Here is a 13,970-nt window from a genome sequence, read left to right as displayed (position 1 = left end):
CGAGTCGCGCCGAAAATGCGCGCGAGTCGGGGCGTGAGAGCGTGCGAGTCGGGGCGTGAGAGCGCGCGAGTCGGGGCGTGAGAGCGCGCGAGTCGAGCGCCGACCCCGGCCACCCGGATCCAGCAACTCGCACTCTCAAATGTCGCGACTCGCTCGCACGAATCCAGCGACTCGCGTGCACCCACAGCCCGACTCGCGGGCACCCACAGCCCGACTCGCGTGCTCAGACCCCGACTCGCGGGCTGGTCAGGTCAGGCGTTTGCGGGGGCCAGGACCACCAGGGGGCGGGCCTGGGGGCCGCGGTCGGCCACCAGCGCCAGGGCCCGGCCGTCCGGTGCGAAGACGCCGTAGGTGCCCTCGTAACCGCCTGCCGGGAGCGGGCGGCCGTGGGAGATGTCGGCGGCGAGGGTGGGGTCCAGGTCGCGACGTGGGAACGCGACGCCGACCGCCTCGTCGAGCGGGAGGCTCAGGCCGGGGTCCGCTTCGAGCGCCTCGAGCGTGCGCGCGTGCTCCAGCGTGAACGGGCCGACGCGGGTGCGCCGCAGGGCCGTCAGGTGCCCGCCGACGCCGAGGCCGGCGCCGAGGTCGCGTGCGAGAGCGCGGACGTAGGTACCCGACGAGCACTCCACGGCGACGTCCAGATCGGGGCCCCGGCGGGCGAGCAGCTCGAACGCCGAGACGGTGACCGGCCGCGCCGGGAGCACGACCTCCTCGCCCGCCCTGACCCGTGCGTACGCCCGCTTCCCGTCGATCTTGACGGCGCTGACGGAGCTGGGCACCTGCTCGATCGCGCCGGTCAGCGCGGCCATCCCGGCAGCGATTCCCGCGTCGGTGAGACCGCCGGCGTCCGCGGTGCTCAGCACCTCGCCCTCGGCGTCGTCCGTGGTGGTGGCGGCGCCGAGCCGGATCGTGGCGGTGTAGGCCTTCGTGTCGAGGGCCAGGTGCCCCAGGAGCTTCGTGCCGCGCCCGACCCCGCAGACGAGCACGCCGGTGGCCATCGGGTCGAGGGTGCCGGCGTGGCCGATCTTGCGGGTGCGCAGGATCCGGCGCAGCCGGGCGACGACGTCGTGCGAGGTCAGCCCGCCCGGCTTGTCGACGATCACCAGACCGGAGGGGACGACGTCAGGCACGCGCCGATTCTCCCGTGCACAAACCGGGCGCCCGCGCCCGGGCCCGCGGGTTACCGTCTCGTCGATCAGGACGGGAGGGTCCGTGCCGCAGGACGCCGACACAGCGGGAGGGGTGCTGCGCCGAGCCGTACGCGGCCAGCGGCGTGACCTCACCGTCTCATCGCTCCTGGTGGCCGGGCATCAGCTCAGCGAGGCCGCCGTCCCGGTCACGGTCGGCTGGGCGATCGACCTCGCCATCGGTTCCGCGAGTGGCATCGCCCTGCTGCGGTGGCTCGGGATCGTCGCCGGGGTGTTCGTGGTGCTCGCCGCGTGCGGCTACTTCGGCTACTGGCTCGCCATCCGCACCGAACGGCAGGCGGCGCACGAGATCCGGCTCGCCATCGCCGGGCGCGTGCTGCACCCCGGGGGCGGGGCCCCCGGCCGCTCAGGTGAGCTGGTGAGTCTCGCGGGCTCCGACGCCGACCGGGCCGGGCTCGTGTGCCAGGCGGTCGCCGCCACGGCCGGGGCGCTCGCCGCGCTGGCGGGTGGTGCCGTCGTGCTGCTGCAGGCCTCGGTGCTGCTCGGACTCGTCGTCCTCGGCGGGGTCCCGGTGATCATGGTGGCCTCCCGGCTGCTGGCGCGGCCGCTGGTCGCCCGGGCCGAGGCGGAGCAGACCGCGCTCGCCGCCGCCACCGGCGTGGCCACCGACGTCGTTACTGGGCTGCGGGTGCTCAAGGGCATCGGCGCCGAACGGGCGGCGGCCGAGTCCTACCGCCGCGCGAGCCGCTCCGCCCTGCACGCCCGCCTCGCGTCCGCCCGGCTCGAAGCCGGCTACCTCGGCGCCACGAGCATCGTCACGGGGTTCCTGCTCGTCGTGGTGGCGTGGGTCGGCGGGCGGCTCGCACTGGAGGGCGCGATCAGCGTCGGGGAGCTGGTGGCGGGCGCCGGGCTCGCGATCTTCCTGATCGGTCCGCTGGAGCAGCTCACCGAGATCGGCCCGCTGCTGGCCGGCGCGCGCGGGTCGGCCAAGCGGGTGGCCGCATTGCTCGCCGCCCCGCCTGCCGTGCGCGACGCCGACGGGACACTGCCCACGGAGTCGGCGGGTGCGCTGCGCGTCGGCGGATTCGGGGTCGCGGCAGGAGAACACCTCGGGGTGGTCACACTCCGGGCGGCCGACGCCGCCGCGCTGCTCGACGCGCTCGCGCGTGACGCCGACGCCCCCGTCGAGCTGGACGGCACCGACCTGCGCGCCGTGCGGCTCGACGAGGCCCGGCGCGCCGTGCTGGTGGCCCGCCACGACGCCACGCTCTTCGACGGCACCGTCGCCGACAACACCGGGCGAGCCCCCGCCGTGCTCGCCGCGGCGGCGGCCGACGAGGTGGTCGAGGTGCTGCCGGCGGGGCTCGACGCGCTGGTCGGCGAGGGCGGACGCACGCTGTCCGGTGGGCAGCGGCAGCGGATCGCGCTGGCCAGGGCGCTCGCCGCCGACGCCGCCGTGCTGGTGCTGCACGACCCGACCACCGCCGTCGACGCCGCCACCGAGCACCGCGTCGCCGACGGGATCGCCGCGCTGCGCGCCGGGCGCACCACGGTGCTCGTCACGTCGAGCCCGGCGCTGCTCGCCCGCTGCCACCGGGTGCTGCTGGTGAACGACGGCGCGGTCGTGGCAACCGGCACGCACGCCGACCTCTTCGCAGACGAGCGCTACCGCGAAGCGGTGCTGTCGTGACCCCGGTGCTGTCGTGACCCCGGTGCCTTCGTGACCCCGGTGCTGCTCCCCATCGCCACCCAGGCGCGCACGCGTGAGGCGCTGGGCGGGCTCCTCCGGCCGCACCGGGGCCTCGTCGCGGGGACGGTCGCCGTGCTCGTCACGGCCGCGGTCGCGATGCTCCTGGTGCCCCCGCTGATCGGCCGCATCGTCGATGCCGTGATCGCGCGCGGCCCGGCCGGGATCGTCGACGGTCTGGCGCTCGGGATCGTCGGTGCGCTCGTGGCGCGGGCGGTGCTCGCCGCGCTCGGCTCGGCGCTCGTGGCCCGGCTCGGCGAGCTGGTCCTCGCCGGCCTGCGGGAGCGGGTCGTGCGACGCGCCCTGGACGTGCCCGTCGCCGACGTCGAGCGGGCGGGTTCCGGCGACCTGCTGCAGCGCGTGAGCGGCGACATCGCCGTGATCTCCGAGGGCGTGCGCCGGGCCGTGCCCATGGTGGTGATCTCGGTGCTCGACATCGGGCTCACGCTGGTGGGCCTTGCCGTGCTGGATTGGCGGCTCGCGCTCGCCGGCCTCGTGCCCCTGCCGGTCTGGGTGCTGATCACCCGCTGGTACGTGCGCACGTCCGGCCCGCTGTACGCCGCCGAGCGCGCTGCGGAGGGCACCCGCACCCAGACGCTCCTCGTCGGCGTCGGCGGGGCCGCCACGGTGCGCGCCTTCCGCAGGCGCTCGGCGCAGCTCGCCCGGATCGACGAGCACTCGGCGGCCGCGGTCACGGCGGCGATGCGCGCGTCGACGGCGCAGCAGCGGTTCGGCGCGGTGATGAACGGCGCCGAGATGCTCGGGGTGCTCGCCATCCTCGTCACCGGGTTCTGGCTGGTGCGCGCCGACGCCGTCTCGGTAGGCGCCGCGACGGCGGCCGCGCTGTACTTCCTGCGGCTGTTCGACCCGATCGGGATCACGCTGTTCCTCCTGGACGAGGCACAGTCGGCGGGCGCCGCGCTCGCTCGTCTCGTCGGCGTGGCCGACATGCCCGCCCCGCCGGCGCCGCCGGATCCCCGCACACCGCGCGACGCCTCGGTGCGGCTCAGCGGGGTCCGGCACGCCTACGAGGGCGGGGCCGAGGTGCTGCACGGCGTCGACCTGGACATCGCACCCGGCGAGCGCCTGGCTGTCGTCGGTGCGAGTGGCGCGGGCAAGACCACACTCGGCGCGGTGCTCGCCGGGGTCCGCACCCCCACCGCGGGCACCGTCGAGATCGGCGGCGTGCCCCTCGCGCAGATCGCCGAGCTGCGCAGGCACGTCGCACTCGTGACGCAGGAGGTGCACGTCTTCGCCGGCACGGTGGCCGACAACCTGCGCCTGGCCCGCCCCGACGCCTCCGACGCCGAGCTGGCGGCTGCGCTGCGCACGGTCGGGGCGCCGCTCGCGCTCACCGAAGTGGTGGGCGACGGGGGCGACGAGCTCTCCGCCACCCGCGCTCAGCAGCTGGCACTGGCGCGGCTCGTACTGGCCGACCCGGCCGTCGCCGTGCTGGACGAGGCCACCGCGGAGGCCGGAAGCGCGGGGGCCCGCGCCCTCGAACGGGCAGCGGCCGCCGCGCTGGCGGGCCGCACGGCCGTGGTCATCGCCCACCGGCTCACCCAGGCCGCCGCGGCCGACCGGATCGTCGTGCTCGACAAGGGCCGGATCGTCGAGGCCGGCCCGCACGACGAGCTGGTGCGTGCCGGTGGGCGCTATGCGGCGCTGTGGGCGGCGTGGGAGCGCCCGCGCTCCCCCGCCACCGAGCGAGCCTGACCGCGCCGACCGGAACCGGGTGCCCGCCGGGTGCGGCGTCTCAGGAGCCCGCTGCGAGCACGCCCCTGACCACCAGCGCCGCCCGCCGGTCCAGGGCGTCCCGGTCGCGCTCCGTCTCCGACGGGCGACCGCGCACGGTCCACAGGTGCTCGGCCTGCCGCCAGGGCTCGCCCCTGGCGAGCACCAACTCTAGCCCGGTGGCCTCCTCGCGGGTCGCGGCGTCGGCGGAGCGGCCGGCGGCGTCGCAGGCGAGGTAGGCCAGGAGCGCCACCGTGGCCTGGAGGTCGCCGCGCTCGGCGGGACCAGGGGTCCGGCCGAGCAGGGTGCACGTGCTCACGACCGCAGGGGGTAGGTCATGGCCGACGAGGGCATGCGCCCCGACCAGCGTGATCCGCCCAGGCTCGGCGCCCGGGTCGGCCCACGCGTCCAGCACTACCTGCCACACCCGTGGCACCGCGGTGCCACGCGCGTGGTCGCGCACCGCCTGCAGGTACCGCCGGGCCAGCTCCACAACGAGGGCGCCGCCGAACTCCGGGTCGTGCGCCCTGCCCCCGCCCACGGTCCCGGCCAACGCGGAGAGCAGCCGGTTCACCGGACCCGCACCGGCCCCCCGGCGGTGCGCGTCGGCGCCGGTCGCGAGCCGCGCCAGTGCGTGGACGACCCCGGCAGGCGTTGCAGGGCCGGAGCGGCCCGGCCCCCCGTTCCCGGCCGGCTCACCCATGCAGATCGCCCCATGGTCGATCGTCTCGATCATGGTTCCTCCATCTTCGGGGGCGGCCGGCGTCGGTCGCCGCGCGACGGGGAGAGCCCTGCCGGGAGCCTCCTGATACGGCGCGCTACGGCGACTTTCCGAGCGACCACCGGCGGATGTAGGGCGCCCCGGACGGGGGAGATAGGGCGTTGTCCTGACGACACGGACCCCCGATCCCCAGAAGCTGGTCGCGCACCAGAAGCCGGCGCCCCGACGCCGGCCGCCGAAGGGGAGCACGTGATGACCGTCTCGACCGTTCTGCCGCCAGCCCCGAGTACGTCGCGTCCGGGGGAGCCGGTGCACTCCGCCACCATCGGCGACGGATGGGCGTGGACCGAGATCGTCAACCGCTACCGGGGGCTCGTCAGCGCGGTCGTGCGCTCCTACCGCCTGCAGGACGCCGACGCCCGCGACGCCGAGCAGCGCACGTGGCTGCGCCTGGTGGAGCACCGCGACTCGGTGCGCGACCCCGAGCGCCTCGGCGGCTGGCTCTCCACCACGGCGTCGCGCGAGTGCCTGCGGATCCTGCGGGAGAGCCGCCGCGTCACAACCGACCAGCTCGACGCGCTCCCCGACCCGGACCGTGGGGTCGAGGAGCGGGTCGTCGACGCCGACACCGTCGAGCGGCTGTGGAAGATCGTGGCGGAGCTGCCGCCGCGAGGCCGGACGATCATGCAGGAGCTGTTCGCCGACGACCCGCGCCCGTACTCGGAGGTGGCGCGCGCCACCGGCATCCCGATCGGGAGCCTCGGCCCGAGCCGCGCCCGGCTCATCGAGCGGGTGCGCCGCAGCTTCGATGACGGGCCGGTCACCTCCGGCGCCCGGTGACCGCTACCCGACGGGCCCTGCGGCCTGCCCTCCATACGCCGATCTCCGGAACACGGCGCTGGCCTGCACCCGGCTGTGCACACCGATCTTGTTGTAGATGCGGCCGACGTGGACGCCGACGGTCTTCTCGCTGATGAACAGCCGCTCCGCGATCTGCCGGTTGGTGTGGCCGTCAGCCAGTTCGCCCAACACCTCCAGCTCCCGCGGGGTGAGTGCGGCGAGCTCGCCCACGACCTCGGCCACCCCCACTCCTTCCGGCGCCGTGCGAGCAGGCGCGCCGTCCGGGTCCGGCGCGTCGATCTGCACGCGGGCGCGCTCGGCGAGGTCGACGATCTCCGCGAGGAACGGTTGCGCGCCGAGATCCTGGGCCATCCGCACGGCCCGCCGCAGCGCCTCGGTCGCCGCAGCGGAGTGCGCACGGTTGGCGAGCAGCGCCTCCGCCCGCCGCAGGTGGGCGTACGCAGACGGGTAGGGCTGCTGGCGCGCGCGCCAGAGCTCAGCGACGCGCTCCCATGCCGACGGGTCCGACCGGTGCAGCGCCCGCCCGTCCTCGGCGGCACTCATCTCGAGGAACGCCTCCACGACGGAGCGCACGGCGGGCACCGACGACGCCGCGCTCTCCGTCAGGTCGGCCGCGTGCCGGCGCAGCCGCGCCGCCATGCCGTCCTCGGCGCGCCGCATCCCCAGCCGCGCAAGCTCCGCCCGCGCCCGCGCGCCGTGCCAGACCAGCGGCGCGACCAGCCACACGTCGTCCGAACCCTGCTCGACGACGTCCAGCCCGGCGGCGACGTGGTCGAGTGCGAGGTCGGGGCGCAACTGCCACATCGCGAGCCCGGCCCGCAGCGTCAGCAAGGGGATGCGGTAGCGGGGCCCGACCGTGCTCGCCGACAGCGCGTCGACGGCTTCCAGGTCGTCCTCGGCGGTGGCGAACCGGCCCCGGCCGATGTCCAGCCTCGCCCGCGCGAGCCGCAGCTCCATCGCCTGCGCGCCGCTCGGGTGCAGCTCCCACGCCTCGGCGATCACGGCGTCGGCCTCATCCCAGCGCCCCATCCGGAAGAGCCCGTTGGCCGTCACGGCGAGCAGCCCGACACCCGTGCTGCGCACCAGCCCCAGGGCGGCGACCCGGTCGAACCCCTCGCGGGCCATGGCGACACCGCGGTCGAGCTCGTTGAGCGGCCCGGAGAGCAGCTCCGCGACGCTCCGATAGGCGCGCCCGATCGCGTGCGGTTCGGCCGCCCGCTCGGCCACGGCGAGCGACTCACGAAGCGCCGCCTCCCCCGCTGCCTGGTCCTCGCGGTAGGCGAGGCTGAACCCGAGGGTCGTGAGCGCGCGCGTCTCCTCCACTGCCAGGCCAGTACGCCGGGCCAGGACGAGGGCACGTTCGGCGGCCTCCTGTGCCGCGGCGTAGTCGCCCGCCGCCGAGAGGGCGTCCGCGTGCCCGCCGAGCACCTCGGCGCGCTCCCGTTCGGCGCCTTCGTCCGGCAGCAGCGCCGTGGCGCGGCCGAACGCCTCGGCCGCCTCGGCACCCCGCCCCGCGGCAATGAGGTAGCGGCCGGTCCGCGCGTGCAGCTGTGCCGCCACGAGGTCACCGGCCACCGCCGGGTCGTGCAGCCGCAGCCGCTCGGCGAGCAGCGCCACGGCCTGGTCGGCGTCTCCGGCGAGCTGCGCGGCCTCCGCTGCGTGCTCCAGGCACTCCGCACGCGGCACGGGCGGCGCGGTCAGCTGACCCGCCAGCCGGGCGGCGCGCAGCCAGTGCCGGTGGGCCTCGGCGTACCCGCGGACGCGGACGGCCGCTTCGGCCGCGACAATCGTGGCGGCGGCCCCGCGCTCGGGGTCACCCGCCGACTGCCAGTGGTGGGCGATCCGGGCGTCCACACCGGGCAGCTCCCGGGCCCACGGGCTCCCCAGGGCCTCCGCGTAGCGCCGGTGCAGGTGCATCCGCTCCCCCGGCAGCAGCTCGGCGACCACCACGTCCGTCATGAGCCCGTGCCTCAGCCGATAGCCGTTGCCGTCCACCACGACGACCCCGGCGTCCACCCCCTCGCGCAGGGCGTCGAGCAGCGCCGCGTCGGCGCCGGAGGGCGCGGTGTCGGGTGCCGCGGGGTCGAGCGGCGAGGGGTCGAGCACGGCGGCGAGCAGCCGGTGCGGCAGCGGCCCGTCGCACACCCCGACCGCCCGTACGGCCCGCAGCGCGGGCGCCGACAGCCGCTCGACGCGCGAGAGCACGAGCTCGCGCAGGGTGGTGGGCAGGCCCGTCTGGTCGCCGTGCGCCGCGGCGCGCAGTGTCTCCTCGGCGATGAAGGCGTTGCCTGCCGAGCGCTTCCATACCAGCTCGACGAGGTCGTCCCGGCCGGGCGCCGCGGCCTCCACCAGCTCGGCGACGGCGTCCCTGTCGAGTGGGGCCACCTCGATGGTGCGCACCTGCCGGTGCCGGCCGAGCTCGCGGATCATGGTGCGCGCGGGCGCCGACGCCGGACCGTAGTCCGTGCCGGGCTCGGTGCGGTAGGTCCCGGCGAGGAGCAGGCTCTCGTCGGCGAGGTTCGCGACGAGGTAGGCAACGAGGTCGAGTGTGGACCGGTCGGCCCACTGCAGGTCGTCCACCACCAGCACCACACCGGAGTGCGCTGCGAGGCGCAGCACCACCCGGTGCAGCAGTTCCAGGGTCTGCACCCGGGCATCCGGTCCCGCGGGCGCCGGCCCGGCGGGCCGCAGCGCGAGCAGCTCGTCGAGCTGGTCGGCCCATGGCGCGAGCAGCCGCCGCACCTCCGGCCCCTGCGCCGAGCGCAGGAGCCCACGCATGGCCGACACCACCGGCCAGAACGGTGGGCTCTCCGCGATGTCGGTGGCAGCCCCCAGAAGCACGGCCGGTGCCGGGCGGCTCCAGTCGGCTCCGCCGTCGGCCCTCGCCACGAGCTCCTGCACGAGCCGCGTCTTCCCGACCCCCGCGTCCCCGGTCAGGAAGACGGCGGCCATCCGGCCCTGCCGCACAGTTGCGAGAGCCGCGTCGAGCGCGGCGAGATCGTGCTCCCGGCCGACCAGCGGGCACGCCAATCGCTCCGTCACGTCGCGACGCTAGCCAACCCGCTCGTTCCTGAGAAGCACGCAGCCGGGTGTGATCGGCGCCGGGTCCCCCGCAGGCCAGCCTACCGGCGCTGATCTCGGTGTATCAGGCCGTGGCCCCGCCGGCTCTAGCTGAGAGCGGCCCCGGGGACGGGCCGGGCGAGCGAGGGGAGTGCACGTGGGCACGGGGGACAGCAACCGTCGGGACAGCGGACGCGGCACGACGCAGCACCTGGCCCATCTCGCCGGGTCCACACCGGCGACGTCGATCCCGGAGGTGCTGGATCGGCTCGCGGCGATCCGGGACTACGCCGCGAGCACGTCGCTGCGGGGCGAGGACGACGGGATCGCCGCCTTCACCCGCCTCTACCACGTGATCACCGCCCACATCGGCGCGATGGCCGACCGCGGCGAGTTCCGGTCGCCGGGGTTCCTCGTCCGGCTGGACCTCGAGTTCGCCGAGCGCTATTTCGCCGCCCTGCGCAGCTACGCGGCGGACATGCGCACCGCGCCGCGCGTGTGGCGGGTCGTCTTCGACAACCGCAGCGACCCCCGCGTCCCGGCGCTCAACTTCGCGGTGGCGGGCGTCAACGCCCACATCAACTTCGACCTGTCCTGCGCGCTCGTCGCCACCTGGCACCACCTCCCCCCGGACGGCGACGACCACGACAGCGCCCAGTTCCACGACTACCGCCTGATCAACGACGTCTTCGAGGCCGAGATGGACCCGCTGCGGGAGGACCTGGACTCCCTGCTCAGCGCGGGGCCGGACGGCGCGATCTGGGACCGCACCGCGAACTGGATGGCCGACCTCGTCATCCGGTTCACCCGCGACCTCGCCTGGGACGAGGCCAAGCGGGTCTGGGGCAAGGGCGGCGACCCCGAGGACGTGCGCGACTCGGAGGCGAAGCTCGACGCGATCTCGACGTTCATCGGCGAGACGCTGATCCGCACTCCCATCCCCGTCTGATAACCGCTGGTCCTGCGCGCGGGGAACCGGCAGCATCCAGCGCTTGTGGGACACATCGAGGCGATGGCCGTGGGGCAGATGCTCCCCGACGGCCGCACGCTCTTCGCGGACGTCTCGTTCCGGGTGGGCGACGGCGCGAAGGTCGCGCTCGTCGGACCGAACGGCGCAGGCAAGACCACGCTGCTGCGGCTGGTCGCGGGCGAGCTGGAGCCTGTCAGCGGGAGCATCGCACGCAGCGGCGGGCTCGGGGTGATGCGGCAGTTCATCGGCTCGATCGTCGACGACCGGAGTGTCGGGGACCTCGCCCTCTCGCTCGCCCCGCCCGCAGTGCGCGCCGCCGGGGAGCGGCTGCGCGCGGCAGAGCGCGCCCTGGGCGCGGACGAGCGCTCGCAGCTGCGGTACGCGGAATCTCTGGCCGCGTGGGGTGAGGCGGGCGGCTACGCGGCCGAGGTGGAGTTCGACACCGCCGCCGTCGCCGCGCTGGGGCTGCCGTGGGAGCGGGTGCAGGACCGGCGTGTCGCGACGCTGTCGGGAGGCGAGCAGAAGCGGTTCGCGCTGGAGCTGCTGCTGCGCGGCCCCGACGAGGTGCTGCTGCTCGACGAGCCGGACAACTTCCTCGACGTCCCCGGCAAGCGGTGGCTGGAGGGACGCATCGGGGAGTCGGCCAAGAGCGTGCTGTTCGTCAGCCATGACCGGGAGCTGCTCGCGCGCACCGCCCAGCGGGTGGTGACGGTGGAGGCCGGTTCGGCGTGGGTGCATCCCGGTGGGTTCGAGTCGTGGCACGCGGCGCGCGTCGCCCGCCACGACCGGCTCGACGAGCAGCGCCGCCGCTGGGACGAGGAGCGCGCGAAGCTGGAGCGGCTCGTCACCTACTACAAGACGAAGGCCGCCTACAACGACGGGATGTCCTCGCGGTTGCAGGCAGCGCGCACCCGGCTGGCCCGGTTCGTCGACGACGGACCGCCGAAGGAGAAGGCGCGCGAGCAGAGCATCCGCATGCAGCTGGGCGGCGGGCGCACCGGCAAGCGGGCGGTGGTGTGCGAGCAGCTCGAGCTCGACGGGCTCACCTACCCCTTCGACCTGGAGGTCTGGTACGGCGACCGGGTGGCGGTGCTCGGGGCGAACGGCACGGGCAAGTCACATTTCCTGCGGCTCCTGGCCCGCGGCGGCACCGACCCCGAACCGCTCGCGGTGCCACCGAGCGGGGCGGCGCTCGCGGAGGTCCCGCATGAGGGCACCGCCCGCCTCGGCGCCCGGGTGCGGCCGGGCCGCTTCTCCCAGACCCACGACAAGCCGGAGCTCACCGGCCGCACGGTGCTGGACGTGCTCGTGAACGGCGACGCCGACCGCGACGGGATGACCCGGGGTGCGGCGATGAAGGCGCTGGCCCGCTACGAGCTGGCGGGGCAGGCCGAGCAACGCTTCGAGACCCTCTCGGGCGGGCAGCAGGCCCGGCTGCTGGTGCTGGAGCTGGAGCTGTCGGGGGCCACGCTCCTGCTCCTCGACGAGCCCACCGACAACCTCGACCTGGCCTCGGCCGAGGCCCTCGAACAGGCGCTGGCGGCATTCGACGGCACGGTGCTTGCTGTGACGCACGACCGCTGGTTCACCCGCGGCTTCGACCGGTTCCTGCTCTTCGCGGGCGACGGAGAGGTGCGAGAGACCGACGAGCCGGTCTGGGACGTGCAGCGCGTGCGCCTGTGAAACGTCCAGCAATGTCACCTTGCAGGACGTACCGCGCCCGTCACCGCCCAGCGGTCCGAGCGGGCACGCAGGCTCACCGCCACCAGCCGGATCAGCATGAACGCGACCAGCCCAGACCAGATGCCGGCCAGTCCCCACCCGAACGCCAGCGACGCCCAGATCGCCGGGAGGAACCCGAGCACAGCCGCCAGGAGCGTGGTGGTGCGCAGGTACGCGGCGTCGCCCGCGCCCAGCAGCACGCCGTCGAGGGCGAACACCACCCCGGCCACCGGCTGCATGGCCACAAAGAACCACCAGGCCACCGGAACCTCGGCCAGCACGGCCACGTCGGGCGTGAACACGGGCGGGAGCACCCCGGCGAGGGCGCCGAACAGCACGCCGAAGGCCACGCCGAGCACCAGCCCGTAGCGCGTGACCTGCGCGGCGAGCGCCCGCGCCCGTTGCGCGCCCCGCTCGGGTGACCCGAGCGCGGCACCCACGAGCGACTGCGCGGCGATGGCCACGGCGTCGAGCACGAGAGCGAGGAAGAACCACAGCTGCAGCACGATCTGGTGCGCCGCCGCCGCGGCCGCGCCGAACCGCGTCGCGACCGCCGCGGCCGAGAGGAAGCAGGCCTGGAACGCGAGGCTGCGGGCGATGAGGTCGCGCCCCAGCGCCATCTGGGCGCGCAACACGGCGGGCGACGGCCGCAGCGACACCGACTCCGCCCTTGCCGCCCGTGCGAGCGCCCCGACGAACAGGCTCGCCCCGACCGTCTGGCCCACGACGTTGGCGAGCGCCGAACCGGGCAAGCCCATCCCGGCCCAGCCCCCGGCGCCGTGCACCAGCACGGGGCAGGCCACAGCGGAGAGCCCGTTGCCCGCCAGCACGTACCGGAGCGGTTTGGCGGTGTCCTGCACGCCGCGCATCCAGCCGTTGCCCGCCAGCGTGACGAGAACGAGCGGCGCCCCGAGTAGCGCCACCCGCAGCCACGACACCGCGGCCTCGGCGATCGCGCCGCCGTCGCCGAGCGCCTCGGCCACGGGCCGCGCGACGAGTTGCCCGACGCAGAGCACGAGCAGCCCGACGGCGAGCGCGAGCCACGTGGCCTGCACCCCCTCGCCCACCGCGGCACTGCGCCTGCCGGCGCCGTGCAACCGGGCCGCGCGCGCAGTCGTGCCGTAGGAGAGGAAGTTGAGCTGGCTCGTGACCTGCGCGAAAACCACACCCGCGACGGCCAGGCCGGCGAGTGCGACCGCCCCCAGGCGGCCGACCACCGCGGTGTCGACGAGCAGGTACAGCGGCTCCGCCGCGAGCACGGGCAATGCCGGAGCGGCCAGCCGGAGGACCTGGCGGGCAGGGACTCGGTCGGAGACTCTGGTCATCCCCGCGCGCGCGGGCGCCGGCAGACGTAGACGAACGCCGGCGGGAGGTTGCGCCAGACCGTGGCCGTGACCAGCACCTCGTCGAACGTGGAGCGCAGCGTGCGGCGGAACCGGCGGGCCGCGGTGAGCGTCATGCCGTGGAGGTAGGCGAAGGTGGTGAAGGCGCCGGTGTCGCCGATGGCCCCGCTGATCTCACCCAGCAGCCTGGTCTGGGTGTCGTCGTCGAAGAGCGCCCACGGCAGCCCGCAGATGATCGCGTCGACGGCGGAGATGCCCCGATCGGCCAGGAGCGTGCCCAGTTGGGCGGCATTGCCGGCAACGACCTCCAGGTCGGGACGTGCGTGCCGCAGGTAGGCCACCATGCCCGGGTCCAGTTCCACGGCGAGGTGCCGCGCGCCGAGCGGGAGCCTCTCGGCGATGACGGCGCTGACGGCGCCGGTGCCCGGACCGAGCTCGACCACCACCGGCGCGCCGGTGCGCGGCACAACCGATGCGAGCACCCCTCCGAGCCGGGGGGAACTGGGCGCTACCGCGCCCATCGTCGCCGGCCTGCGCAGCGCCGCCGCGAGGAAGGCGCGGTGGGCGGAGCGCCCCTCACCCGGGGTGCGACCGCCGGACGGAATGGCAGCGCCGGTTGGTCCGGTCTCGGACGTCATCCAGGTTCCTCCAGTCGTCGAGCGCA

General features: G+C 75.4%; 10 protein-coding genes. 5 read left to right on the top strand and 5 right to left on the bottom strand.

The genetic code is table 11. The features are described 5' to 3' along the window. Positions 1–251: 251 nt before the first annotated feature. Entirely contained in the window at positions 252–1,130 is an 879-nt protein-coding gene (gene truB, locus ABD143_RS25110) for a tRNA pseudouridine(55) synthase TruB (RefSeq protein ID WP_343983194.1), read from the bottom strand. 82 nt (positions 1,131–1,212) lie between these two features. Between truB and ABD143_RS25105 the strand changes: the two genes are divergently transcribed. After that, positions 1,213–2,838, top strand: a complete 1,626-nt coding sequence (locus ABD143_RS25105) for an ABC transporter transmembrane domain-containing protein (protein WP_343983191.1) — start codon at positions 1,213–1,215, stop codon at positions 2,836–2,838. A gap of 30 nt (positions 2,839–2,868) precedes the next feature. Beyond that, positions 2,869–4,611, top strand: a complete 1,743-nt coding sequence (locus ABD143_RS25100; RefSeq protein WP_343983188.1) for an ABC transporter ATP-binding protein — start codon at positions 2,869–2,871, stop codon at positions 4,609–4,611. Between the two features lie 40 nt (positions 4,612–4,651). Here ABD143_RS25100 and ABD143_RS25095 read toward each other — a convergent pair whose 3' ends face one another. Beyond that, positions 4,652–5,365: a DUF5995 family protein gene (locus ABD143_RS25095; protein ID WP_343983186.1), complete on the bottom strand. Its 714-nt coding sequence runs from the start codon at positions 5,363–5,365 to the stop codon at positions 4,652–4,654. Between the two features lie 237 nt (positions 5,366–5,602). Between ABD143_RS25095 and ABD143_RS25090 the strand changes: the two genes are divergently transcribed. After that, positions 5,603–6,190, top strand: coding sequence for a sigma-70 family RNA polymerase sigma factor (locus ABD143_RS25090; RefSeq protein WP_343983183.1), 588 nt, complete (start codon positions 5,603–5,605; stop codon positions 6,188–6,190). A gap of 3 nt (positions 6,191–6,193) precedes the next feature. Here ABD143_RS25090 and ABD143_RS25085 read toward each other — a convergent pair whose 3' ends face one another. After that, positions 6,194–9,253 carry a helix-turn-helix transcriptional regulator gene (locus ABD143_RS25085; protein WP_343983180.1) on the bottom strand — a complete coding sequence of 1,020 codons (3,060 nt, stop codon included), beginning with the start codon at positions 9,251–9,253 and terminating at the stop codon, positions 6,194–6,196. Positions 9,254–9,428: 175 nt separating this feature from the next. On the opposite strand from ABD143_RS25085, the gene ABD143_RS25080 reads away from it, so the two are divergent. Together ABD143_RS25080 and ABD143_RS25075 are read left to right on the top strand one after the other, a co-directional pair. Further along, positions 9,429–10,220, top strand: coding sequence for a DUF5995 family protein (locus ABD143_RS25080; RefSeq protein WP_343983178.1), 792 nt, complete (start codon positions 9,429–9,431; stop codon positions 10,218–10,220). Positions 10,221–10,265: 45 nt separating this feature from the next. Then, the gene (locus tag ABD143_RS25075) at positions 10,266–11,924 is read left to right on the top strand and encodes an ABC-F family ATP-binding cassette domain-containing protein (RefSeq protein WP_343983175.1); all 1,659 of its coding nucleotides are present in this window, start codon (positions 10,266–10,268) and stop codon (positions 11,922–11,924) included. A gap of 14 nt (positions 11,925–11,938) precedes the next feature. Here the strand turns inward: ABD143_RS25075 and ABD143_RS25070 are convergent, their stop codons facing one another. Together ABD143_RS25070 and ABD143_RS25065 are read right to left on the bottom strand one after the other, a co-directional pair. Then, positions 11,939–13,288: an MATE family efflux transporter gene (locus ABD143_RS25070; protein WP_343983173.1), complete on the bottom strand. Its 1,350-nt coding sequence runs from the start codon at positions 13,286–13,288 to the stop codon at positions 11,939–11,941. Next, positions 13,285–13,944, bottom strand: a complete 660-nt coding sequence (locus ABD143_RS25065) for a class I SAM-dependent methyltransferase (RefSeq protein ID WP_379659939.1) — start codon at positions 13,942–13,944, stop codon at positions 13,285–13,287. Before ABD143_RS25065 ends, ABD143_RS25070 begins: the two co-directional genes overlap by 4 nt. Positions 13,945–13,970: the final 26 nt, after the last annotated feature.

Source organism: Pseudonocardia aurantiaca (assembly GCF_039526725.1).
GTDB classification, from domain to species: Bacteria; Actinomycetota; Actinomycetes; order Mycobacteriales; family Pseudonocardiaceae; genus Pseudonocardia; species Pseudonocardia aurantiaca.
This window is presented reverse-complemented; position numbering and strand designations above follow the sequence as displayed.